The 19,379-nt window shown below is 63.5% G+C and carries 21 protein-coding genes; 7 read left to right on the top strand and 14 right to left on the bottom strand.

Going from position 1 to position 19,379, the window contains the following annotated elements:
* The first annotated feature begins 24 nt into the window (after positions 1-24).
* Both DCO57_RS11765 and DCO57_RS11760 read left to right on the top strand, forming a co-directional pair.
* A complete protein-coding gene (locus tag DCO57_RS11765) occupies positions 25-444 on the top strand; it encodes a hypothetical protein (RefSeq protein WP_116699089.1) in 420 nt (139 codons plus the stop codon).
* 7 nt (positions 445-451) lie between these two features.
* Positions 452-817, top strand: a complete 366-nt coding sequence (locus tag DCO57_RS11760) for a VOC family protein (RefSeq protein ID WP_116699088.1) — start codon at positions 452-454, stop codon at positions 815-817.
* 289 nt (positions 818-1,106) lie between these two features.
* Here DCO57_RS11760 and ampH read toward each other — a convergent pair whose 3' ends face one another.
* From ampH to DCO57_RS11725, 7 genes are all read right to left on the bottom strand, one after another.
* Positions 1,107-2,213: a D-alanyl-D-alanine-carboxypeptidase/endopeptidase AmpH gene (ampH, locus tag DCO57_RS11755; RefSeq protein WP_116699087.1), complete on the bottom strand. Its 1,107-nt coding sequence runs from the start codon at positions 2,211-2,213 to the stop codon at positions 1,107-1,109.
* A 109-nt stretch (positions 2,214-2,322) separates the two neighbouring features.
* Positions 2,323-2,568 (bottom strand): NnrT protein, encoded by a 246-nt coding sequence (locus DCO57_RS11750; protein WP_116699086.1) that lies wholly within the window; start codon positions 2,566-2,568, stop codon positions 2,323-2,325.
* Positions 2,565-2,753, bottom strand: coding sequence for a hypothetical protein (locus DCO57_RS11745; protein WP_116699085.1), 189 nt, complete (start codon positions 2,751-2,753; stop codon positions 2,565-2,567). The genes DCO57_RS11750 and DCO57_RS11745 overlap by 4 nt, the downstream gene beginning before the upstream one ends.
* A 1-nt stretch (position 2,754) precedes the next feature.
* Entirely contained in the window at positions 2,755-4,677 is a 1,923-nt protein-coding gene (locus tag DCO57_RS11740; RefSeq protein WP_116699084.1) for a VWA domain-containing protein, read from the bottom strand.
* 13 nt (positions 4,678-4,690) lie between these two features.
* The gene (locus DCO57_RS11735) at positions 4,691-5,500 is read right to left on the bottom strand and encodes a CbbQ/NirQ/NorQ/GpvN family protein (protein ID WP_116699083.1); all 810 of its coding nucleotides are present in this window, start codon (positions 5,498-5,500) and stop codon (positions 4,691-4,693) included.
* On the bottom strand, positions 5,497-6,852 hold the full coding sequence (locus DCO57_RS11730) for a cbb3-type cytochrome c oxidase subunit I (protein WP_116699082.1): 1,356 nt from the start codon (positions 6,850-6,852) through the stop codon (positions 5,497-5,499). The genes DCO57_RS11735 and DCO57_RS11730 overlap by 4 nt, the downstream gene beginning before the upstream one ends.
* 12 nt (positions 6,853-6,864) lie before the next feature.
* Positions 6,865-7,317 carry a cytochrome c gene (locus DCO57_RS11725; RefSeq protein WP_116699081.1) on the bottom strand — a complete coding sequence of 151 codons (453 nt, stop codon included), beginning with the start codon at positions 7,315-7,317 and terminating at the stop codon, positions 6,865-6,867.
* A gap of 193 nt (positions 7,318-7,510) precedes the next feature.
* Between DCO57_RS11725 and DCO57_RS11720 the strand changes: the two genes are divergently transcribed.
* The gene (locus tag DCO57_RS11720; protein ID WP_116699080.1) at positions 7,511-7,720 is read left to right on the top strand and encodes a DUF1858 domain-containing protein; all 210 of its coding nucleotides are present in this window, start codon (positions 7,511-7,513) and stop codon (positions 7,718-7,720) included.
* Between the two features lie 44 nt (positions 7,721-7,764).
* On the opposite strand, the gene DCO57_RS11715 is transcribed toward DCO57_RS11720, so the two are convergent.
* Positions 7,765-8,460: a Crp/Fnr family transcriptional regulator gene (locus tag DCO57_RS11715; RefSeq protein WP_116699079.1), complete on the bottom strand. Its 696-nt coding sequence runs from the start codon at positions 8,458-8,460 to the stop codon at positions 7,765-7,767.
* Positions 8,461-8,560: 100 nt separating this feature from the next.
* Here DCO57_RS11715 and DCO57_RS11710 point away from each other — a divergent pair, with 100 nt between their 5' ends.
* Positions 8,561-8,992, top strand: a complete 432-nt coding sequence (locus DCO57_RS11710; protein ID WP_205756135.1) for a pseudoazurin — start codon at positions 8,561-8,563, stop codon at positions 8,990-8,992.
* Positions 8,993-9,087: 95 nt separating this feature from the next.
* Positions 9,088-10,269: an NnrS family protein gene (locus DCO57_RS11705; protein ID WP_116699078.1), complete on the top strand. Its 1,182-nt coding sequence runs from the start codon at positions 9,088-9,090 to the stop codon at positions 10,267-10,269.
* Here the strand turns inward: DCO57_RS11705 and DCO57_RS11700 are convergent.
* From DCO57_RS11700 to DCO57_RS11690, 3 genes are all read right to left on the bottom strand, one after another.
* A complete protein-coding gene (locus DCO57_RS11700) occupies positions 10,236-11,057 on the bottom strand; it encodes an SUMF1/EgtB/PvdO family nonheme iron enzyme (RefSeq protein WP_116699077.1) in 822 nt (273 codons plus the stop codon). The genes DCO57_RS11705 and DCO57_RS11700 overlap by 34 nt on opposite strands.
* Positions 11,058-11,135: 78 nt before the next feature.
* Positions 11,136-12,284 carry a copper-containing nitrite reductase gene (nirK, locus tag DCO57_RS11695; RefSeq protein ID WP_116699076.1) on the bottom strand — a complete coding sequence of 383 codons (1,149 nt, stop codon included), beginning with the start codon at positions 12,282-12,284 and terminating at the stop codon, positions 11,136-11,138.
* A 162-nt stretch (positions 12,285-12,446) separates the two neighbouring features.
* The gene (locus tag DCO57_RS11690; protein ID WP_116699160.1) at positions 12,447-13,184 is read right to left on the bottom strand and encodes an SDR family oxidoreductase; all 738 of its coding nucleotides are present in this window, start codon (positions 13,182-13,184) and stop codon (positions 12,447-12,449) included.
* A gap of 99 nt (positions 13,185-13,283) precedes the next feature.
* On the opposite strand from DCO57_RS11690, the gene DCO57_RS11685 reads away from it, so the two are divergent.
* Both DCO57_RS11685 and DCO57_RS11680 read left to right on the top strand, forming a co-directional pair.
* Positions 13,284-14,177, top strand: a complete 894-nt coding sequence (locus DCO57_RS11685) for a LysR family transcriptional regulator (protein WP_116699159.1) — start codon at positions 13,284-13,286, stop codon at positions 14,175-14,177.
* Between the two features lie 77 nt (positions 14,178-14,254).
* Positions 14,255-15,070: a hypothetical protein gene (locus DCO57_RS11680; RefSeq protein WP_133192661.1), complete on the top strand. Its 816-nt coding sequence runs from the start codon at positions 14,255-14,257 to the stop codon at positions 15,068-15,070.
* 185 nt (positions 15,071-15,255) lie between these two features.
* Here the strand turns inward: DCO57_RS11680 and DCO57_RS11675 are convergent, their stop codons facing one another.
* From DCO57_RS11675 to DCO57_RS11665, 3 genes are read right to left on the bottom strand one after another with little or no spacing between them, the layout of a single operon-like run.
* Positions 15,256-16,062 (bottom strand): inositol monophosphatase, encoded by an 807-nt coding sequence (locus DCO57_RS11675; protein ID WP_208977907.1) that lies wholly within the window; start codon positions 16,060-16,062, stop codon positions 15,256-15,258.
* The gene (locus DCO57_RS11670; protein WP_116699074.1) at positions 16,059-17,120 is read right to left on the bottom strand and encodes an ABC transporter ATP-binding protein; all 1,062 of its coding nucleotides are present in this window, start codon (positions 17,118-17,120) and stop codon (positions 16,059-16,061) included. Before DCO57_RS11670 ends, DCO57_RS11675 begins: the two co-directional genes overlap by 4 nt.
* Entirely contained in the window at positions 17,117-19,327 is a 2,211-nt protein-coding gene (locus DCO57_RS11665; protein WP_116699073.1) for an iron ABC transporter permease, read from the bottom strand. The genes DCO57_RS11670 and DCO57_RS11665 overlap by 4 nt, the downstream gene beginning before the upstream one ends.
* Positions 19,328-19,379 lie beyond the last annotated feature (52 nt).

The raw sequence follows: 19,379 nt of genomic DNA, 5'->3' as shown, positions 1-19,379 counted from the left end.
TCTTTTCAAACCCCAGTTGGTCAGATGAACGAAGACAAACTCGCACCCTTTCTCGGTACCTGGATCCTCGACACGGAGGAAAGCGATTTCGAGCAGGGCGATCCGCCGAAAAGCGCCACGCTCCGGATCGAGGACAATTTCGGCATGGCCGTGTTTTCCATGAACCAGGTGAGCGCCGACGGCGAAGTGATCAACGACACCTTCGAAGCCCTGCCGGACGGGCCGGAAGTGAAACTGGGCAAGAGCGGGCTGGTCGACGCCATGCGCCTCGTCTTCCAGGGCGACCGCAAGCTGGTCTCCGAAGCCCGCCGGGGCGGCCTGACGCTGATGAAGGCAGAGCGGGAACTCTCCGAGGACGGCAACACCCTGACCATCACCCAGACGGTGCATCTGGTCGACGTGGCGAGCTTCACCAACATCACCGTCTACCGCAAGGCGCAATAGATCCCTCATGAAACAGGTCATCGGCGCCGTGACGCTCGTTGTCCCCGATTACGATCAGGCCATCGCGTTCTACACGCAGAAGCTCGGCTTCGACCTGATCGAGGACACCCGGAATTCTGACGAGAAGCGATGGGTGCTGGTTGCCCCGCCAGGCAGCAAGGAGACCCGCCTCCTGCTCGCGCGCGCGGACGGAGAGGACCAGCAGGCCGCCATCGGCAACCAGACCGGCGGCCGGGTGTTCCTGTTCCTGAACACGGATGATTTCGACCGGGACCATCAGGCCATGCAGGACGCCGGCGTCACCTTTCTGGAGGCGCCGCGCACGGAGCCTTACGGCAAGGTGGCCGTGTTCCAGGATCCCTTCGGCAACTGATGGGATCTGATCGAACACCGCTGAGGGCACCAGACCAGCGCCGTCACCCCTCTTGCGTTCTGCCGGTCTCCTGCCAGGGCTCACGCCACCGGGCTGCACGGACCGTCCGCTTTCCTCACCACCCGGGACATATTGCACCGGCAGTCCGGCCCCGTTTTCAGGCCCGGATCTCCCGGATTGCTCGCCTCTCCCCCATTCCGGGGGAGAGGGTTTTGACAGGAAACAGACGTCAGGACATGACGCGATTTTCGCCGAATGCGCCGCGCCACGCCCTGTCAGGCCGCCCGCGTCAGCGCGGTGCCAGGTTGGTGATCAGGTCGTTGGCGACCTGCGCCATGTCCAGACCGGCGGCAAAGTTGAACTGGTTGATGGCCATGAAGACACCGACGCCGCGGTTCGGGGCAAAAGCGAGATAGCTGAACACCCCATCGCTGCCGCCGGCCTTCTGGATGATCAGCGGACGATCGCCCTCGGGCATCATGATGACCCAGCCGAGACCCATTGCGTCCATATGGCCGGATTCGTCCAGGCCGTAGACCGGGTCAAGTCCGTCCCGGATCACCCAGGCCGCGTGGCTTATCGCACGCACTTCCATGCCCTCGCTGCCGAACCGGTCGAGGTTCCACTCAAGATACCGCAGCATGTCGTTGGCCGTGGTGAAGATCTGCGACGCACCGTATCTGTTGGGGATCTCGCCCCCGCCGTCAATCTCGTTGCCGTTCCAGTCGTAACCGGTCATGACATTGTCGCCGGTCGGCAGACTGTAGCTCGTCGCGGTCAGGCCGAGCGGGTCAAGCACCTTCTCCTTCAGAAGATCGTCGTAGGGCTTTCCGGCGGCTCCCGACAGGGCCATGGCAAGCACGTCGAAACCGACGTTGGAATAAAGCAGACCGGTTCCCGGCGTGAACAGCAAGTCGGCGTCCTTGAAATTGGCCGCGAAGGAAGCGTCGCTGTATTTCTCGACGTTATCGACGGGGGTGAGTTCGCGCGGAAGGCCGCTGGCCTGGGTCGCAAGGTCGATGAGCCGGATCTCGTGACCGTCGCGTTCGGGCAGCTTCCCGATGGAGTCGACCAGCGGCCCGGCCGGATCGGTAAGCGCGACCGTTCCTTCGGCGGCCAGAGTTGCAAGTGTCAGGCCCGTGAACGATTTGGTGATCGAGCCGATATTGAGTGTCGTGTCTCCGTTCGGCGCAATGCCGCTGCCCTTTTTGAGTTCGCCGACACCGACAACTGCAGTCTCCCCATCGCGCACCACCGCGGCAATCATTCCCGGAACGCCTGTCTGCAGCTGGAATATTCCCGACGTGAAATCCAGGGTTTCGGTAAGAAGCGCATCCTCGGCAACGACCGGCGTTGCCGCGGTCAAGAGTGCGAGGGTCATGACTGTGATTTTCATTAAAATCTCCTGACAATTAAAGGTCGGTCTGCATCCTTCGGTGCGACCCCCGCACGGTAGCCGTCCCGCAAACCCCATGCCAGAAGATTTTCGTCCCGAAACCGGCCGCTCAGGCGCGGGGCTCGGCCTTGTCCATCAGCCGCCTGATGTGCCGCGCGAAGGCCCAGGTGGCGGGCAGGCCCAGCAACAGCCCTCCGGTAACTGCCTCGTAAGGCGTCAGCACCCGCCAACCGACCCAGCTAGCGATCAGCGAGGCGAAGAACAGGTTGACGGCCGCGGCACCGGCGCCGAACGGATAGAGCGCGGCAAGCAGTTTCCAGCCCGGCCGGGATGTCCGGTCGAAACGCGCGCTCATCGTCGTGCGACCAGCCAGTGCACCGCGGCCAGCGCCAGCAGAAGCCCGACCGAGGCCACGAAGAACCACAATTCGGCGGTTGCCGATTGCGGATTGGGAATCGGCCGCTGCACACCGGCGGCAAGAGCCTGGACCGGTGCCGCCAGCACAGCCGGAAGGGCAGCAAAAACGGGAAGGACGCGCATGTCAGGTCTCCTGTATCAGCGAACGATAGATGTCGGGAAGCGCGCGGGTCAGGCGCGCCGGATCGGGCAGAAGAGTGAATCCGGCCCGGTTGAAGATCCGTGCGAACCAGTCCTGGCCGTCCGCATCGATGATGATGGCATGCACCGCCTGCCCCTGCATGCGCGCTTCGCGCACCGCCATCCGGCTGTCCTCGATACCGTGCACGCCCTCATAGTGATCGAGATCGTTGGGCTTGCCGTCGGTCAGCACGAGCAGCAGCTTGCGGGTCGCGGTTTCCTTCGCCAGCTGCGCCGACGTGTGACGGACCGCGGCGCCCAACCTTGTGTAGTGCCCCGGGCGCAGACTGCCGATGCGGGCCGTGACCGCAGCCGACATCGGCGTATCGAAATGCTTGCAGCGGGTCAGGAAGACCCTGTCGCGGCGCAGCGACGAGAAACCCCAGATGCCGAAACGGTCGCCCGCCGCATCGATGCCGCCGGCCAGCGCCACCAGCGCCTCGCGCGCCGTGTCGATCACCGAGCGCTCGCCGATGACCGCCTCCGTCGACCGCGAGCAGTCCATCAGCACGGCCACGCTGAGATCGCGTTCGGTCACCCGCAGGCTCTGATAGATCCGGTCGCTGCCCGCACCCGTGGCCCGCACCGAGACCTGGGCGGCGATCAGCGCATCGAGATCCAGTTCCGCCCCTTCGATCTGGCGCGGACGCAGGATGCGGCGCGGATGCAGGGTCTCGAACTGCCGGCGCACACGGGTCACCAGGCGCGGGTCGGCAACCACGCCCTGCCGTTCGTCGGCAATGGCCTCGGCTTCCAGTACCCGGCAGTGATCGGGCATGAAGGCGCCGGAGCGGTGGTTCCATTCCGGATAGGTACTGGGAGCCGCCAGGCGTTCGTGATCGGCGTCCTGGGGGGCCAGATCCAGATGCAGGCGCAGCCGTGTCGCCGCGCGCCTGTTGTTCTGCGACAGGGTGATGTGATCCTGGTCCTCGGCCGCCTTGCTGGCGTTGTCCTGATCGTCATCGTCGACCGAGCGGTTGAGGTTCATGCTCTCGACCCAGCTCAGGATCGCCTCGAACCGGTGGATGATGAAACTGTCCTTGCGGTTGGCTTCCTCGCGATCCTCGCGGATGCCTACTTTCCGCGTCGTCGTCGCCAGCCCCGGCGGCGCCGTTCCGGCCTCCGGATCGGCAGCCGCCCTTCCGGGCGCCGCACGCTCCAGCCGCAGCCAGATCGGCACCGGTGCGGGCGGCGCATAGCCGCGCGGCGCCTGCAGCGTTCCGGTCCGGTACCGGCGCATCAGATCGCCGGCAGGCTCCGTGAGCAGAGCCGGCGCGCCCAGATGCCAGCAGATCAGCTCTTCAACCAGGGTCTCCACGCCACCATTGGCGTGGGATTCGCGGCTGTCGAGCAGTGACGCGCGCAGTGCCGCATGCGGGCCCTCCAGTCCCGGGCAGACCTTGAGGACACGGGCCGTCACCGCTTCCATCGCCACCAGATGGTGCACATCCGCGGCCAGCGGATCGGCGGGCACTTCCGCGTCCGTCAGGCCGTCGCCGCAGGCCGCCATTGCCGCCAGCCACAGATAGGCGGCACGGTTGAGATCGCGCGCCGGAAACATGTCCATCACCGGCGGCAGCCGCAGGCGCTCGCCGTCGAAACTGGCCGTATGTTCCAGTTGCCGAGAATCGCCGATGGTGCGCAACGCGCCGAGGCGATGGCGCGCGGCCGTGGCCGGCGCCGCGTCAATCTCCACGCCGCCCGCACCGCCAAGCGCGCGAAACAGCACCGCAAGACTGACGCGCACCGCTTCCAGGGGAACCGCACAGTCCCGATAGCCTTCGGTCGAGGCCATCCGGCTGGCCCAGTCGTGCCAGAGATTGCCGACGGTTTCCTCCGGCTCCATCAGGTCCAGCGGACTGATCATGACGATCCTCCGTTCACCCGTAGACCACGGCGATCAGGTCGCGCAGGGCCTGTTGCACATCCGCCTCGTCCGTCAGGGGCTCGATCACCGCCGCTTCCAGCGCCCGTTCAAGCGGCATGCCGCCTGCGATCAGCGTCGCCGCATAGATCAGCAGCCGCGTCGAGATCCCTTCCTCCAGATCCATCCCCGACAGGGACCGCACACGGCCGGCGAGCCGTACCAGGGGCGCAACCCGGCTTTCCTCAAGGCCACTCTCCCGGGCGACAACAGCCGTTTCGGTGGCCGCATCCGGAAAGTCGAAGCCGATCGACAGGAAGCGCTGCCGGGTAGACGGTTTCAGGCGCTTGAGAATATTCTGGTAGCCGGGGTTGTAGCTGGCCACCAGCATGAAGCCCGGCGGGGCGGTCAGTTCCTCGCCGGTCCGGTCGATCAGCAGCCGGCGGCGGTTGTCGGTCAGCGGATGCAGCACAACGGTGACATCCTTGCGCGCCTCGACCACCTCGTCGAGATAACAGATGGCGCCTTCGCGCACGGCCCGCGTCAAGGGGCCGTCGACCCATTCCGTCTCGCCGCCGCGCAACAAGTAGCGGCCGATGAGATCGGCCGCCGAAAGATCGTCGTGACAGGCCACCGTGTAGAGCGGACGGCCGAGTCTGGCCGCCATATGCTCCACGAACCGCGTCTTGCCGCAGCCGGTCGGCCCCTTCAGAAGAAGGGGCAGACCATTGGCGTGAGCCGTCTCGAACAACGTGCATTCGTTGCCGACGGGGCGGTAGAAGGGAATGGACAGGCCCTCGACCGCATCTTTCATGGGAGCGTTCATGCCCGGCTTCCTTCGGCAGCAGCCGCCTCGTTGCCCTCCTTGACGATCTCGCTGCGCGGAACGAGCAGGCTGTAGATGAACAACAGGGCCCCCAGCACCACGGCCGCACCGGCGCCGAAGCGCATGATGTAGAAGATCTCGAGCTGGTCCTGCACATCCATGTAGTAGTCACCGACCACCCGCTGCATATGGGTCTGGATGGTGCCGGCAAATGTCAGCACGAAGGTCATGAAGGCCATCCCGCCGGTCATCAGCCAGAAGCTGGCCATGTTCAGCACCTGGTTGTAGGGCGCCCGGCCTTTCAGCACCGGCATGGCGTAGGTGAACATCGCCAGATTCAGGGCCACATAGGCGCCATAGAAGGACAGATGCCCGTGCGCCGCCGTCACCTGCGTGCCGTGGGTGTAGTAGTTCACCCCATGCAGCGTGTGCAGGAAGCCCCACACGCCGGCGCCGAAGAAGGCAACCGTCGCGGACCCCAGCGACCACAGCAATGCCGCCTTGTTGGGATGATTGCGCCGCCCCTTCCAGACCATCAGGAAGGCAAAGCTCATCATGGCGAAGAACGGCACCACCTCGAAGGTCGAGAACACCGACCCGACCCACTGCCAGTATCCGGGCAGACCGATCCAGTAGAAGTGGTGGCCGGTTCCCAGAATACCGGAAAACAGCGCCGTCGCGACAATGACATAGAGCCATTTCTCGATCACCTCGCGGTCGACGCCGGTGAGCTTCAGCATCAGGAAGGCGAGGATCGAGGCCATGACCAGCTCCCAGGTGCCTTCCACCCACAGATGGACGATGAACCACCAGTACATCTTGTCGAGACTGAGGTTCGCCGGATTGATGAAGGCGAAGATCCACAGCAGCGACAGCATCCACAGACCGGTGAGCAGCACGTTGGTGATCGCGGTCTTGCGACCGGCGAGCACCGTCAGTGAGATGTTGATCAGGAAGATCACCGCCGCCACCAGGATGCCGAACTTGACCCAAAGCGGCTGCTCCAGGAATTCCCGCCCGCCGTGGATGCCCACCAGATAGCTCGCCACCGCGCCCAGCGTGCCGACGACAAGGATGATCAGCTGCAGATAGGCCAGCTTGACCGAATAGATCTCCCGTTCGCTTTCCTCCGGCACGAGATAATAGGCCGCTCCGAAGAACCCCAGCAGAAGCCAGACGATCAGGGCGTTGGTGTGGATCATGCGGATGATGTTGAACGGCAGAAGCTCGGACAGCGTGTTGGGGGAAATGTAGATCCAGCCCGCCAGCAGACCGCCGATCACCTGGATCCCGAACAGCCCCATGGCCGCCAGGAAGTAGGCATAAGCCACTTTTTGCGATTGATATTTCATGAAGTTTCTCCCTCAGCCCGCGTCGTTCGGCGGCCAGTTCTGGGTATCTGTCTGATCGGCCCAGCGCAGGAATTCGGCCAGGGCGCGCATCTCTTCGTCGTTGATGTCGAAATGCGGCATCTGGCGGCGCCCTTCCACGCCGGAAGGCTGCGCCTTCATCCAGCCGTCGAGGATTTCATAGGCCGACTCCGGGTCTTCCATGACGCCCCAGCGCGTCATCACGTTGCCCAGTTCGGGCGCGAAATAGGCCCCTTCGCCATGCAGCGTGTGACAGTTGATGCAGCTGTGACGCTCCCAGACTTCCTTGCCGAGCTTGACGTCCTCCGTCAGCGGCATGCCTGCGGTCGATGTGGACACCACATAAAGGTGACTGTGAATCGTCATGGCCACGAAAACGACTATGAAGAACAGCGATCCCCCATAAAAAACGTTTCTGGCCCGCGACTTGGTAAGGATCTCTGACATGGTGCCAAACCTGATCGTTGTTGCGGATCAGACCGGGTTACAGCGAACGGAAAGGGCCAATGTTGTTGCAGAACAAAGAAGTCGAAGAATTCTCATGTCATGAAGGAGACAATTCACCGTCAGGTCTCGGGGGCTCCTGACATTTCCGAACAACACGCGTTGGGGCACTTCGAAATGCACGGGAGATCGTGCCATGCAACAAGCGAAGATCGACGATCCTGATCTGCCGTTGACCCTGCTGTTCAGGGTCTGGCCACAGACCCCTTCCGTGTTCATCCGGCACCGGATGCTCTGTTACGGATGCCCCATTGCACCGTTCCACACGGTCATCGATGCCTGCAGGGAATACGATCTGGACGAACAGGTGTTTCGTGCCGAGCTGCGCGCCGCGGCGGGGCTGTAAACACGCGTTCCATGGTTCTGGCCGGCCGGATGGACCGCCGGGGCTTAGCCGGAAACCCCGCTCAACAGCACCAGCTGATGCGGCTGTGTGACCACGATGTGCCGCCGCGTGCTTTCCACGACGCCCTGTTTCTGCCAGGCACTCAGCACCCGGCTAACCGTGTGCAACGTCGTGCCCGTCATTTCCGAAATGTTCTGCCGGGTCACCGGAAAGGCGATCTCGATGCCGTTGTCGACTTTCCGGCCGGACTGGTTGACCATCCTGAGCAGCGCCGACGCGAGCCGCTGTTCCACGGCCTGCGTCGCCAGTTCGGACAGCTGCGACTGGATATCCTGCAGCCTGTCGCCGACCACCTTGTAGGTCTCGGAGGCGAACCCGTCGTATTTCGAGGTGAATTCGCCCCAGAGCCGTACCGGCCATGACAACGCCAGCGTTTCCGCAGCCGTGATTGCCGTTGCCGGATAGCTATCACGCCCGAGCGCCGGTGCTATGCCGAACAGCTGGCCGGGGGAAATATGCATGGCGATGATATGTTCGCCGCCCGGCGTGGTCTTCACCGCGCGGATATAGCCGTCGAGCAGGAGATAGAAGCGTTCGGCGGGCATGCCCTCGGAAAACACCGCCACGCCCTCGTCGAACCTCTTCGAGACAGCAAGGTCGAGGATCTCTCGGATCTCTTTCCGCTCCAGACGCCGGAAGGGCGGAATGCCCGCCAGCAGGCTTTCGTCAATTTTCGTCACGCGTCGTTCCGGAGTTTGTTGCAGCACAAAGTCTATCCACGGGGACTAAAGCATAACGGGGCCACAGAAAATACTCCGGAAACGAAGAAAGGGCTTTCCGATGTTACGCAAAACTCTCGCGCTGGCCGCCATTCTCACCCTGATGACCGGGGCCGCGTTTGCGGAAACCCATGAAGTCAAGATGCTCAACAAGGGCGAAGCCGGATCCATGGTGTTCGAACCCGACTATATTGCCGCTGAACCGGGCGATACGATCGTCTTCGTTTCCGTCGACAAGGGGCACAATGCGGAAGGCATCAAGGGCATGCTCCCGGACGGGGTTCCCGCATTCAAGAGCAAGATGAGCAAGGATTTTTCCCTCGTCGTGGAAGCCGAAGGCGTCTATGGCATCAAATGCACACCCCACTACGGCATGGGCATGGTGGCCCTGATCCAGGTCGGCGAAGCCACCAACCTCGATGACGCCCTCGCCGTGAAGCAGAGGGGCAAGGCCAAGAAGCGGTTCGAGGCGATCTTTGCCAAGGTCAAGTGACCGGCAAACCTGTCGAAAGAACTTCGGGGCGGTGCTGAGAACAGGCATCGCCCCTGCCTGTTGAAACGAAAGGCAACAAGACCGGAGGTACTGTCATGACAAATACGAACCGGCCCCCCTTCCGTGGACCGGCGCTGTTCAGCTACGGCTTCCGGCCCTTTTTCCTCGCGGCGTCCGTTTTCGCCATCGCGGCGATCGTGATCTGGATGCTGGTTCTGGACGGAAGCCTGACCATTGCCGGCCCGTTCACCCCGACCGACTGGCATGTCCACGAGATGCTGTTCGGCTATGCCTCCGCCGTCATCGCAGGCTTTCTGTTCACCGCAATTCCCAACTGGACAGGCCGGATGCCGAAGCGTGGCTGGCCGCTGGCCATCCTGGTGGCGCTCTGGATTGCCGGGCGGCTTGCCTGCGCCGGGCTTTTTGGCGCGGGTGCTGTCGTGGTGATGCTGATCGACGCCGGATTTCTGGCCGCGATCGTCGCCATGGTCGTGGTGGAGATCGTCGCCGGGCGCAACTGGCGCAACCTTATGGTCGTGGTGCCGGTCCTTCTCCTGTTCGGCGCCAACCTGCTGTTTCATGTCGAAGCGCTCAACCAGGGCAGCGCCGACATCGGCCGCCGGCTGGGTCTGGCCGTTGTCATCTTCCTGATCACTCTCATCGGCGGCCGGATCATTCCCAGCTTCACCCGCAACTGGCTGGTCAAGCGCGATCCCGCGCATCTGCCTGCTCCCGCCAGCCGCTTCGATGCGGTTTGCCTGGTGGCCGGTGCAATCGCGCTGCTGACATGGTCCTTTCATCCCGAAGGCCCAGCGGCGGGCGCCGTGCTGCTGATCGCCGCGGTGCTGCACCTCACGCGCCTGAGCCGCTGGCAGGGCGCACGCACCGGCCCCTCTCCGCTGCTGCTGATGCTGCATGTGGCCTACGGTTTCGTGCCCTTCGGCCTTGCGGCCGACGCGGCCGCCTCCGTCGGGCTTTTGCCCGTGGCGGTGGGTGTTCATCTGCTCGGTATCGGCGCCATCGGCGGCATGACCATCGCCGTGATGATGCGCGCCTCCCTGGGGCACACCGGCAACGCGCTGGTGGCCGGGCCGGTTCTGACGGCCGCCGCCGCGATGGTGTTTCTGGCAGCCCTGATCCGGGTCTGTTTCCCGGACATCTCCTTCGCCGGCCTCACCGGCCTTTGGATCGCGGCGCTGCTCTGGGCCGCCGGCTTTGCCCTGTTCCTTGTGCGCATCGGTCCCTATCTGGCGCGAACCAGCCGGAAGCCGACATAATCCGCCGGCAGGCCGACGGCGCAACCACCCACTTTCGGGTTGCGCACCAGATCGATGATGATCGCCCGGTGCTTGCCTTCCGCGATATGGGCGCCGCAATACTCCTGCTTGACGGGTGGTACGCCATCGGCGGTCAATTCCGAGTTCGCCACGCAGGTCGTGGTCCATTCCCACACATTACCGGCCATATCCGCCACCCCGTGAGAGTTTTCGCCGAAGCTTCCGCGCGGTTGCGGCTCCGGTTCGCCGCTCCCCCGGGCAGCGACATTACGCGCATAGGCGGCAAGCCAGCGCTGGGCCGGATCATCCTCCTCTTCGGGGACGATCTCGTCCTCGAAAAACCGCTCCGCCGCCGCACGTTGCCACTCCCGGTCATCGGGAAGACGCCAGTGCTGGCGGGTCTGGCGTGAAAACCAGGCCGCATAGGCGGTCGCGTCGTACCAGTTGACCTCCGTTTGCGGCAGATCCGCGCTCGTGGCACTGCCTCCCTGCGAAACCACCGATGCCTGACAGGCCCCATCGGCCACGCAGGCGGCATATTCGGCGCGGCTCACCTGAAACTTCATGATCTCCAGCGGTTTGTCCGCCACCTCCGTCTCAAGGGGCGCATCGACCAGTTTTCCGTAGAACCGGTACACCCCGGCGGGCCGGTAACTGAACGGCCCCGGTTCGATCACGACGGTTGCCGGCAGATCCGTGATGGCAGGTCGGGGGAAGATCCATATGCTTGCTACCGTCGCGGTCGCCACGACGGACAGGGCCACGCCGGCCAGGTAGAGGGATTTCATGTCAGTCCCCTTTCACATGAAAAAAGGGGCCGCCGTAAAAACGGCCGCCCCCAATTGTTAGGATCACGTCCGGCCGTTTCACGGCAACGCTGTCTTGCCCTCGAAGGCGACGTCATATTCCGTGGGGGCGACGATCTGTTCCATCAGGTCGTTGTTCCAGTCGCCCTCGACCAGCACATGCGCCGTGGCGCCCAGATTCACCGCCTCGATGAGATTGTGGTTCACATAGGCGTAGACGCCCGGCTGCAGGAATTCGTAGAGCGCGGCTCCCGCGGAACCGCCGCGGATGAACCAGGTTTCCAGATCCCGGGCAGGCGGATTGTTGAACTTGCCCATCTCCCAGACCAGATCTCCGTGCCCGCCGATCAGATGCGGCCGGGAGTCCCGGTTGGCCTGGCTGTGCACGAACAGCACCCGTTCGCCCTGATTTGCCTTCAGCGCGCCGTCGCCGGTCAGGGCGCCCACCTTGCCGTTGAACACCACATGACTTGGAATCAGCCCGTTCATGACTTCGAGCGTGTCGGCATAACTGTCGCCCACGTCCTCGAAGCGCATGTAGTCGCCGTTCTCGTCCTTCGGAATATAGAAGTCGTTCTCGCCGATGTAATAGACCCGGTCGTAGGTCACGGGCTTGCCGTTGTGATCGCTCAGCCCGTCGCGCGGCAGGACCATGATGGCGCCCGACATGCCGGAGACCACGTGCCACGGGATCATGGGGCCACCCGGTGCGCAGTGATAGACAAAGGTGCCCGGCCGTGTCGCCTTGAAGCGCAGCGTGGTCTTTTCGCCCGGATTGACCAGCGTCAGAGACCCGCCGCCCAGCGCACCGGTGGCGGCGTGAAAGTCGATGTTGTGCTGCATCATGTTGTCGGCACTGTTGAACAGCGTCAGCTCGACATAGTCGCCTTCATGCACCACCATAAGCGGACCGGGAACCGAGCCGTTGAAGGTCATGGCCTGAAGATAGGCGTCATCAGCGACCTGGATTTCCTTCTCGACGATCTTCATCTCGAATTCGACGATCCGCGGCTCGGCGGGCCCCACCTGATCGTGCGCATGCACGAAGGGTGGAGCCACCAGCTTGTGCTTGATGCGTTTGAGAGTGGACAGGTCGGCGGGCGGAGCCATGGACGTGTCCATGATCTCATCGCTCTGGGCGGCCTTTACGACAAGCGGACTCGCGGCAATGCCAGCGGCCCCCATCAATGCGGCTCTACGCGTCAACATCGGTCTCTCCTTCCGATTTCAAATTCCGTCGGAAAGAGATTTAGCAACCCGGCTGCCCCGCCACGTTGTTCCAGCACAAAGTGGAAGCACTCCGGCACGGTGGAATACGCCGGCACGCCCGCAAACCACGCGACACCCTGGCTTTCTCGCGGGGCAGTGCGGTCAGATGATGCCACCGTTGGCACGCAGGGTCTGGCCGCTGATCCAGCGTCCGTCCGGCCCGGCCAGGAAGGCTACCGCCGAGGAGATGTCCTCCGGTGTCCCGAGCCGGCTGAAGGGGGACATCTGGCGGATCTTCTCGACCATCGCTTCCGGTTTTCCGGCCAGGAAGAGTTCCGTTTCCACAGGACCCGGCGCGATGCAATTGACGGTGATGCCGCGCGCGCCGAGCTCCCTGGCCAGTACATGGGTCATGGCTTCCACGGCGGCCTTGGTGGCGGCATAGACGCCATAGGTCGGCTGATAGAGGCCGACGACACTCGAAGACAGACTGACGATGGCGCCATTGTCCGCCAGCCGGTTGGCGGCCTCGCGCAACCCCCGGAAGGTGCCGCCGATATTCACCGCGCACTGGGCATCGAAATCCGCATCGGAAACGGCGCCGACCGGTTCGCAATGCATGACGCCCGCATTGTTCACCAGCACGGTCACCGGACCGAAGGCCTTTTCGGCGGCATCGAACAGGGATTTCATGCATCCCGGTTCCGCCACATCCCCCTTGACGGCCAGTGCCCTGCCGCCGGCACCTTCGATCACCTCCACAACCTGCCTGGCGCTCGTCTCGTCACGAGCGTAATTCACCACCACCGCGTGACCGTCGCCGGCAAGGCGCTGCGAGATCGCTGCGCCGATACCCTTGCTGCCCCCCGTCACGATGGCTGTCTTCCGTTCCTGGGTCATATCGGTCTCCTTGTTGCCGAGACCTGACATCTAGCGAAGAACAGCTGCCGAACAATCTGTCTGGTTTCGGAAAATCAATTCGGTTATTACGAACAAATGATCGATCGCCTCGAAACAATGCGCCTGTTCGTGCGGGTGGTGGAACGCGGCAGCTTCTCCAGGGCCGCCTCCGACATGAACATCCCCCGCTCGACCGCCACCGAAGCCGTGCAGCGCCTGGAAAAGGCTCTGGGCAGCAGGTTGCTGGAGCGCACGACCCGGCATGTCGCGCCGACGCCCGATGGCGAGACCTACTACCGGCGCTGCGTGGCGATCCTGGCCGATCTGGAAGAGGCCGAAGGCGCTCTGCGGGGGCACGAACCTTCCGGCCTGCTGCGGGTCGATGCACCTGGCACCCTGACCCGCGTTTTCCTGCTGCCGCATCTGTCCGGCTTTTTCGAGAGATATCCCGGGATCACCCTGCAGCTGGGCCAGAGCGAACGGCTGGTGGATCTGGTCCGCGAGGGCGTCGACTGCGTCCTGCGCGCCGGAGATCCCGACGACAGCGGCATGATCATGCGCAAGCTGGCCAGTCTGCCGGAAATCACCTGCGCCAGTCCGGCCTATCTGCAACGTTTCGGAACGCCGGCATCGGTCGGGGATCTCGCCGGTCACCGCATGGTCGGCTTCCTCTCCTCGCGCACCGGCGCAGCCCTGCCGCTGGAGTTTCAGACCGGCGACCGCCGGGAAGAGATCACCCTGCCCGCAACGGTGATCGCCAACGATGCCGACACCACCCATCACCTCGCCCGGCAGGGTTTCGGTCTCATCCAGGCGCCCCGCTACCGCTTCCGGGAGGACCTTGCCGCCGGACGGCTGGTGGAGGTCCTGCCCGACACGCCACCCCCGCCCCTGCCCCTGGCCGCCTTCTATCCCCAGAACCGCCAGCTTTCGCCCCGCGTGCGGGTGTTTCTGGACTGGATCGTCGGCATATTCGCGCGCGCGGAGATGTGATGTTTCATACTTGGAGCCATGCTGACTCCAACGGTTTGAAACACCTGATTGGATGAGAAGAGGACATTTGGCACCGATTGCAAAAGGACAGCAATGCGTCATTTGCTGATCATAACCTTCTTGCCTCAATATTACAGAGAAAGGCGTCTGTAGATTGGTGGGGAATTCAGAACGGGGTGAAAATGCAGGATAGATATGCCGGTGATGTCGGAGATTTCGTAAAGCTCGGGCTATTGCGCGCAATCGCGCCGGGCCACCAGCTTGGTCTGGCATGGTATCGTTTTCCGGATGAAGCCCACAACAAGGATGGCCGCCACATCGACTATCTCCAAAAACCAGATACCTACAAGGCTCTCGACCCGGAACTCTTTGATCATCTTGGGAAGGTCGTGCTTAGCGCGCGGAAGCTCGCAACCTTGTTGCCCGTCCTGCCGGGCGCTATTTCATTTGAGGAAAGCCTAGAAGTCACAGGTGTCCCGGCACGAAAACGGCGAGATTGGCGACAGAGCTGGTTCTCAAGAGTCATCCAGAAACTCAAGGGATGCGACCTTGTCTTCGCAGATCCTGACAACGGTATTGTTGATGATAAAGACACGCGTAAGGGGCGAGCCACGTTCGGCAAACAGATACCACTCTCTGAGGTTCGTGATCTGGCGCGCGGGCGTTGTGCGGTGATTTACCACCATAACACGCGCCGCCCTGGCGGCCATGATGAGGAAGTAAACCACTGGATCAATCAATTCGGAATGCCAGCAATAGCCATTCGGGCAACAGCATACAGCCCGCGGACATTTTTCGTTATAAACCCGTCACCCGAAATCGAACATCGTGCTGAAGCCTTTTGCGCAAGCTGGCGCACTATGAAAGTCCGGCTACACGTGACAACCAGCTAAACCAGTCCATCTATTCCGGCATTGCGGTGCAGCGGTTGACGCAGACAATCTATACCTTCTCGCCGCTTGAACCCCACCCGGGACCCCTCGCGAACTCAATTCTCGCATCAAAGGCGAAACACATCACCGCAGCACTCTTGGGTCCCAAAACGATCTCTGACGCTCTTGCCCCTTGCAGATAACTCCTACCAGTCCGGAGTCGATCCGAAGGCGCAGATCTCGTGGAGTTCGTCGTAGGCGCCTGCACAGGTTCCCATGACCGGTGCGGGAACCAGCAGGCCGGGGCCGTCGGGGAACGGCAGCACGCGCCCGCCCGCCTCGTTGATCAGCACATAGCCCGCCATGCAGTCCCAGGCGTTCATGCGCGGTTCGGCATAGCCGACCAGCCGCCCGGCGGCGACCCATGCCAGCATCAGCGCGCCGGAACCGTAGCGCATCCAGCCGACGCCGGCGTCCATCAGGTCGGTCAGCATCTGGCCGACCCGTTCGCTGGCCACCCGGTCGTTGGCACCGATCCCCAGCAGACCGGCGCGCAGATCGCCCCCGAGCGCCTGGATCGGCGCTCCGTTCAGCGTGGCGCCCTTGCCCCGGAAGGCCACGAAGAGCTCATCCAGCACCGGCGCATAGATCACGCCCAGCGCCGGCCCGTCGCTATCACAGGCGCCGATGGAGACACACCAGCCTGGCAGACCGTTCAGGAAGGGCGCCGTCCCGTCGATCGGGTCGATCACCCAGGTGAAGCCGGAGTGCCCTTCGCTCAGGCCGTGTTCCTCGCCCAGTTGCGCGTCGTCCGGAAAGGCCTTGTCCAGGGCGGTGCGGATCAGCGTTTCGAGTTCCCGGTCCGCTTCCGACACCAGATCCGTCACATGGCGCTTCGTCTCGACAACAAGCGCGTCGCGCCGGCGGAAATAGTCGAGACCCAGGTCTCCGGCACGCCGGGCCAGATCAACGGCCAGCTTGAGCCGCTCTGCATTCATGTCACTGTGCATCATGCACCTCCAGGGATCAGTGCAACGCCCCGCGGGCGCACTTCCAGGGCAACCGCCGTGCCCGAAGGCAGGGGCGTGTCGCTTTCATCGTCAACCACGAAAATCCGCCCCAGCGGACCGTCGATTTCATATTCAACATGATCGCCGAGATAGGCCGAAGAGGCGATTGTGCCCGGCACCCCGGATCCATCGACCGTCACTTTCAGCGCATTGGATCGCAGCGACAGCTGAACGGGGCCCGGATCCTGTCCCCGCGCGGGCAGGGACAGCGTCACACCGCCCAGTTCCACCTGCGCGACATCGCCTGCCACCGACAGCACCCGGCCGTCGACCACATTCGCCTCGCCGATGAAGTCGGCGATAAACTCGGACGCGGGAGATTCGTACAATTCCCGGGGGGTGCCGATCTGGGCGATCCTCCCGTCCTTCATGACGACAATCGTGTCGGAGACCGCAAGAGCCTCTTCCTGGTCATGCGTGACATAAACGGCCGTGAACCCGAGCCGCTGCTGCAATTCGCGGATGTCCGTACGCACCTTGCGGCGCAGCCGCGCGTCGAGATTCGACAGCGGCTCGTCCAGCAGCAGAACCTGCGGTTCGAGCACCAGCGCCCGGGCCACGGCGACACGCTGCTGCTGACCGCCGGAAAGCTCCGCCGGCAGCCGGCCCGACAGACCGGCCAGGCCCACCAGTTCCAGAGCCTCTTCCGCGCGCTTGCGCGCCTCGGCCGTTTTCATGCCGCCCGCTTCCAGCCCGTAGGCGACATTCTGGCCGACCCGCATATGCGGGAACAATGCGTAGCTCTGGAACACCATAGACACGTCGCGCCGATCCGCAGGCAGGCGGGTGACATCGTCACCGCCGATCAGGATCTGACCGTCCGTCGGACTTTCCAGCCCGGCCAGCATGCGCAGGGTGGTTGTCTTGCCGCACCCCGAGGGACCGAGGAGCGTGACCAGCTTTCCCGGCTCGATGTCCAGCGACAGGTCGGGAATGGCAGTGAAACTGCCGAAGGTCTTCCGCACGTTGCGGAAAGTCACAGCGCCCTTTGTCTGACTCATGCTCGTGCTTCCTCTGCATGGGGAATGGACGTGGCGTCCGTTTGCTCGGTCCGCCGGATACGGCGTTCGCCGACCAGCAGCTGGAAGCCGCTGATCACCGAGATCATCACCAGGATCAGGACCGAGGAATAGGCGATGGCAATGCCGTATTCGCCGTTTTCGACCAGCCCGACGATATAGGCCGTGGCCATGTTGTATTTCGCGCTGACCAGGAAGATCACCGCCGAGATCGAGGTGATTGCCCGCACGAAGCTGTAGACCAGCGCGGCGAGGATCGCCGGCCGCATCAGCGGCAGGATCACCTTGCGCATCGTCCGGCCCGAGCTGGCCCCGAGCGTCAGCGACGCTTCGTCGAGGGAGCCGTCAAGCTGGGCCATCGCGGCCACCCCGCCACGCACGCCCACCGGCATGTTGCGGAAGACGAAGCAGGCGATCAGGATCGCGGCGGTGCCGGTCATCTGCAGGGGCGGCAGGTTGAAGGCCATGATGTAGCTGATGCCGATCACCGTGCCGGGAATGGCGAAGCTCATCATCAGCGCGAACTCGAAGGCCGAGCGCCCCGGAAACCTCTGCCGCACGATCAGCCATGCGGTCAGCAGCCCCACCGCCGCGGTGAGCGGGGCGGCGATCAGCGCGATCTCCATCGTCGTCCAGAAACTGCTCCAGGCGACGCCGGTCCACAGGATACCGCCGTCCCAGCCGATGCCGAAGGCCTTGGCATAGTGATCGAGCGTCAGGGAATGGTCGAGGCCCCAGATCTTCACGAAGCCTCCGAACAGAATCATCGCATAGACCGTGATGGTGAAGGCTGCCCAGGCGACGGCGACCGTGATGACCGGCCATCCGACCCGGCGCGGCAGACTGATATGCCGTCCGCCGTCCCCCTTGCCCGTCACCGTGGCAAAGTTGCGCCCGGACAGCCAGAGCCGCTGCGCCAGGAAGGCCGAAAGGGTGAAGACCAGAAGGATCATCGCCAGAACCGCGGCACGGGCCGGATCGTTCTGCGCGCCCACAACGGCGAAAAAGATCTCGGTCGACAGCACACCGCCGGAGCCGCCCAGCACCAGAGGGTTGCCGAAATCGGCCATGGACTCGATGAAACCGATCAGAAAGGCGTTTGCCAGTCCCGGGGCCATCAGCGGCAGAGAGACCTTGCGAAAGGTCCGCCAGCGGTCGGAACGAAGGGTCTGGCTTGCCTCTTCCATCGAGGGACTGATCCCGTCCACGACCCCGATCAGCACAAGGAAGGAAATCGGCGTGAAGCTCAGCATCTGGGCGATCCAGATGCCGGTCAGGCCATAGAGCCAGCGCCCCAGCTCCCAGCCCGTGGCATCTTCGATCACATGGGTCAGCGATCCGGCACGGCCCAGCAGCATGGTCAGCGCAAGGCCGACGACAAAGGGTGGCGTGATGATCGGCAGCACCGTCAGCAGGCGCAGCGACTTCTTGAACCTGAATCCCGTCCGTGTCGCCACCAGCGCGAACACCAGGCCGAGCAGCGTCGTGCCGGTCGCGGTACAGATCGCGAGGAAGAAGGTCCGCCAGGCAACGCCGCAGTTCCCGCCCCAGAGGCACGCCAGCGACCAGATCTTGGGATCGACGATGTTGCGGCGCACCCCTTCGCTTGTGAAGGAGCCGTCGAAGTCCTGGAAGGCGCCGGCAAACATCGACACCAGCGGATAAAAGACAAATGTGGCGACCAGCAGCACCAGCAGCGTGATCGCGCCAAGCACGAAGGCGTCGCCCTTGAGCGCCCCGCGTTCCGCGGCGCCAAAGGCAATCATCAGGGCGAAGAGGGTCCCCAGAACGACAGCACCGGCACCGAACGCCGGCTGTCCGGCGACCTCGCCGAAAATCGCTTCCAGCAGTCCCCAGTTCCAGCCGCGCAGGCCGACGGCAAGCCCTTCGGCCACCATCCAGACCAGACCGGCGACACCGACGGAAATCAGTGCAGCGCCACGTTTTCCGGGCGCCCGGGTCAGCCGCAGGAAGACGGCCACGCCAAGCAATGCCAGAACGGGCCATAGCTGCCAGCGTCCCGTCAGTCCCTGCACCAGACCTGGCCAGAGTTTTTCCGAGGAAATGAAGTCGGTCAGCCATTCGAAGCCGAAGAAGCCCGAGCGAATGTGATACCAGGGCATCGCGATCAGCGCGAAGACCCCGGCCGCGAGGATCAGATCGAGCCTGCGGTTGTCTCTGGATGTCATGGATCAGTCCGATGGGTCAGAAGGCCTGGCTGCGGGTGACCGGACGGCCACC

The sequence above is a fragment of the Labrenzia sp. 011 genome (assembly GCF_003075075.1).
Classification (GTDB): Bacteria; Pseudomonadota; Alphaproteobacteria; order Rhizobiales; family Stappiaceae; genus Roseibium.
The sequence above is the reverse complement of the archived record's forward strand: the minus strand, read 5'-3'. Positions and strand labels throughout refer to the sequence as shown.

What these genes read in the sequence shown, in the direction of transcription:
- DCO57_RS11765 (WP_116699089.1), top strand. Translation starts at nt 25, where the DNA reads ATGAACGAAGACAAACTCGCACCCTTTCTCGGTACCTGGATCCTCGAC.
- DCO57_RS11760 (WP_116699088.1), top strand. Translation starts at nt 452, where the DNA reads ATGAAACAGGTCATCGGCGCCGTGACGCTCGTTGTCCCCGATTACGAT.
- ampH (WP_116699087.1), bottom strand. Translation starts at nt 2,213, where the DNA reads ATGAAAATCACAGTCATGACCCTCGCACTCTTGACCGCGGCAACGCCG.
- DCO57_RS11750 (WP_116699086.1), bottom strand. Translation starts at nt 2,568, where the DNA reads ATGAGCGCGCGTTTCGACCGGACATCCCGGCCGGGCTGGAAACTGCTT.
- DCO57_RS11745 (WP_116699085.1), bottom strand. Translation starts at nt 2,753, where the DNA reads ATGCGCGTCCTTCCCGTTTTTGCTGCCCTTCCGGCTGTGCTGGCGGCA.
- DCO57_RS11740 (WP_116699084.1), bottom strand. Translation starts at nt 4,677, where the DNA reads ATGATCAGTCCGCTGGACCTGATGGAGCCGGAGGAAACCGTCGGCAAT.
- DCO57_RS11735 (WP_116699083.1), bottom strand. Translation starts at nt 5,500, where the DNA reads ATGAACGCTCCCATGAAAGATGCGGTCGAGGGCCTGTCCATTCCCTTC.
- DCO57_RS11730 (WP_116699082.1), bottom strand. Translation starts at nt 6,852, where the DNA reads ATGAAATATCAATCGCAAAAAGTGGCTTATGCCTACTTCCTGGCGGCC.
- DCO57_RS11725 (WP_116699081.1), bottom strand. Translation starts at nt 7,317, where the DNA reads ATGTCAGAGATCCTTACCAAGTCGCGGGCCAGAAACGTTTTTTATGGG.
- DCO57_RS11720 (WP_116699080.1), top strand. Translation starts at nt 7,511, where the DNA reads ATGCAACAAGCGAAGATCGACGATCCTGATCTGCCGTTGACCCTGCTG.
- DCO57_RS11710 (WP_205756135.1), top strand. Translation starts at nt 8,561, where the DNA reads ATGTTACGCAAAACTCTCGCGCTGGCCGCCATTCTCACCCTGATGACC.
- DCO57_RS11705 (WP_116699078.1), top strand. Translation starts at nt 9,088, where the DNA reads ATGACAAATACGAACCGGCCCCCCTTCCGTGGACCGGCGCTGTTCAGC.
- DCO57_RS11700 (WP_116699077.1), bottom strand. Translation starts at nt 11,057, where the DNA reads ATGAAATCCCTCTACCTGGCCGGCGTGGCCCTGTCCGTCGTGGCGACC.
- nirK (WP_116699076.1), bottom strand. Translation starts at nt 12,284, where the DNA reads ATGTTGACGCGTAGAGCCGCATTGATGGGGGCCGCTGGCATTGCCGCG.
- DCO57_RS11690 (WP_116699160.1), bottom strand. Translation starts at nt 13,184, where the DNA reads ATGACCCAGGAACGGAAGACAGCCATCGTGACGGGGGGCAGCAAGGGT.
- DCO57_RS11675 (WP_208977907.1), bottom strand. Translation starts at nt 16,062, where the DNA reads ATGATGCACAGTGACATGAATGCAGAGCGGCTCAAGCTGGCCGTTGAT.
- DCO57_RS11670 (WP_116699074.1), bottom strand. Translation starts at nt 17,120, where the DNA reads ATGAGTCAGACAAAGGGCGCTGTGACTTTCCGCAACGTGCGGAAGACC.
- DCO57_RS11665 (WP_116699073.1), bottom strand. Translation starts at nt 19,327, where the DNA reads ATGACATCCAGAGACAACCGCAGGCTCGATCTGATCCTCGCGGCCGGG.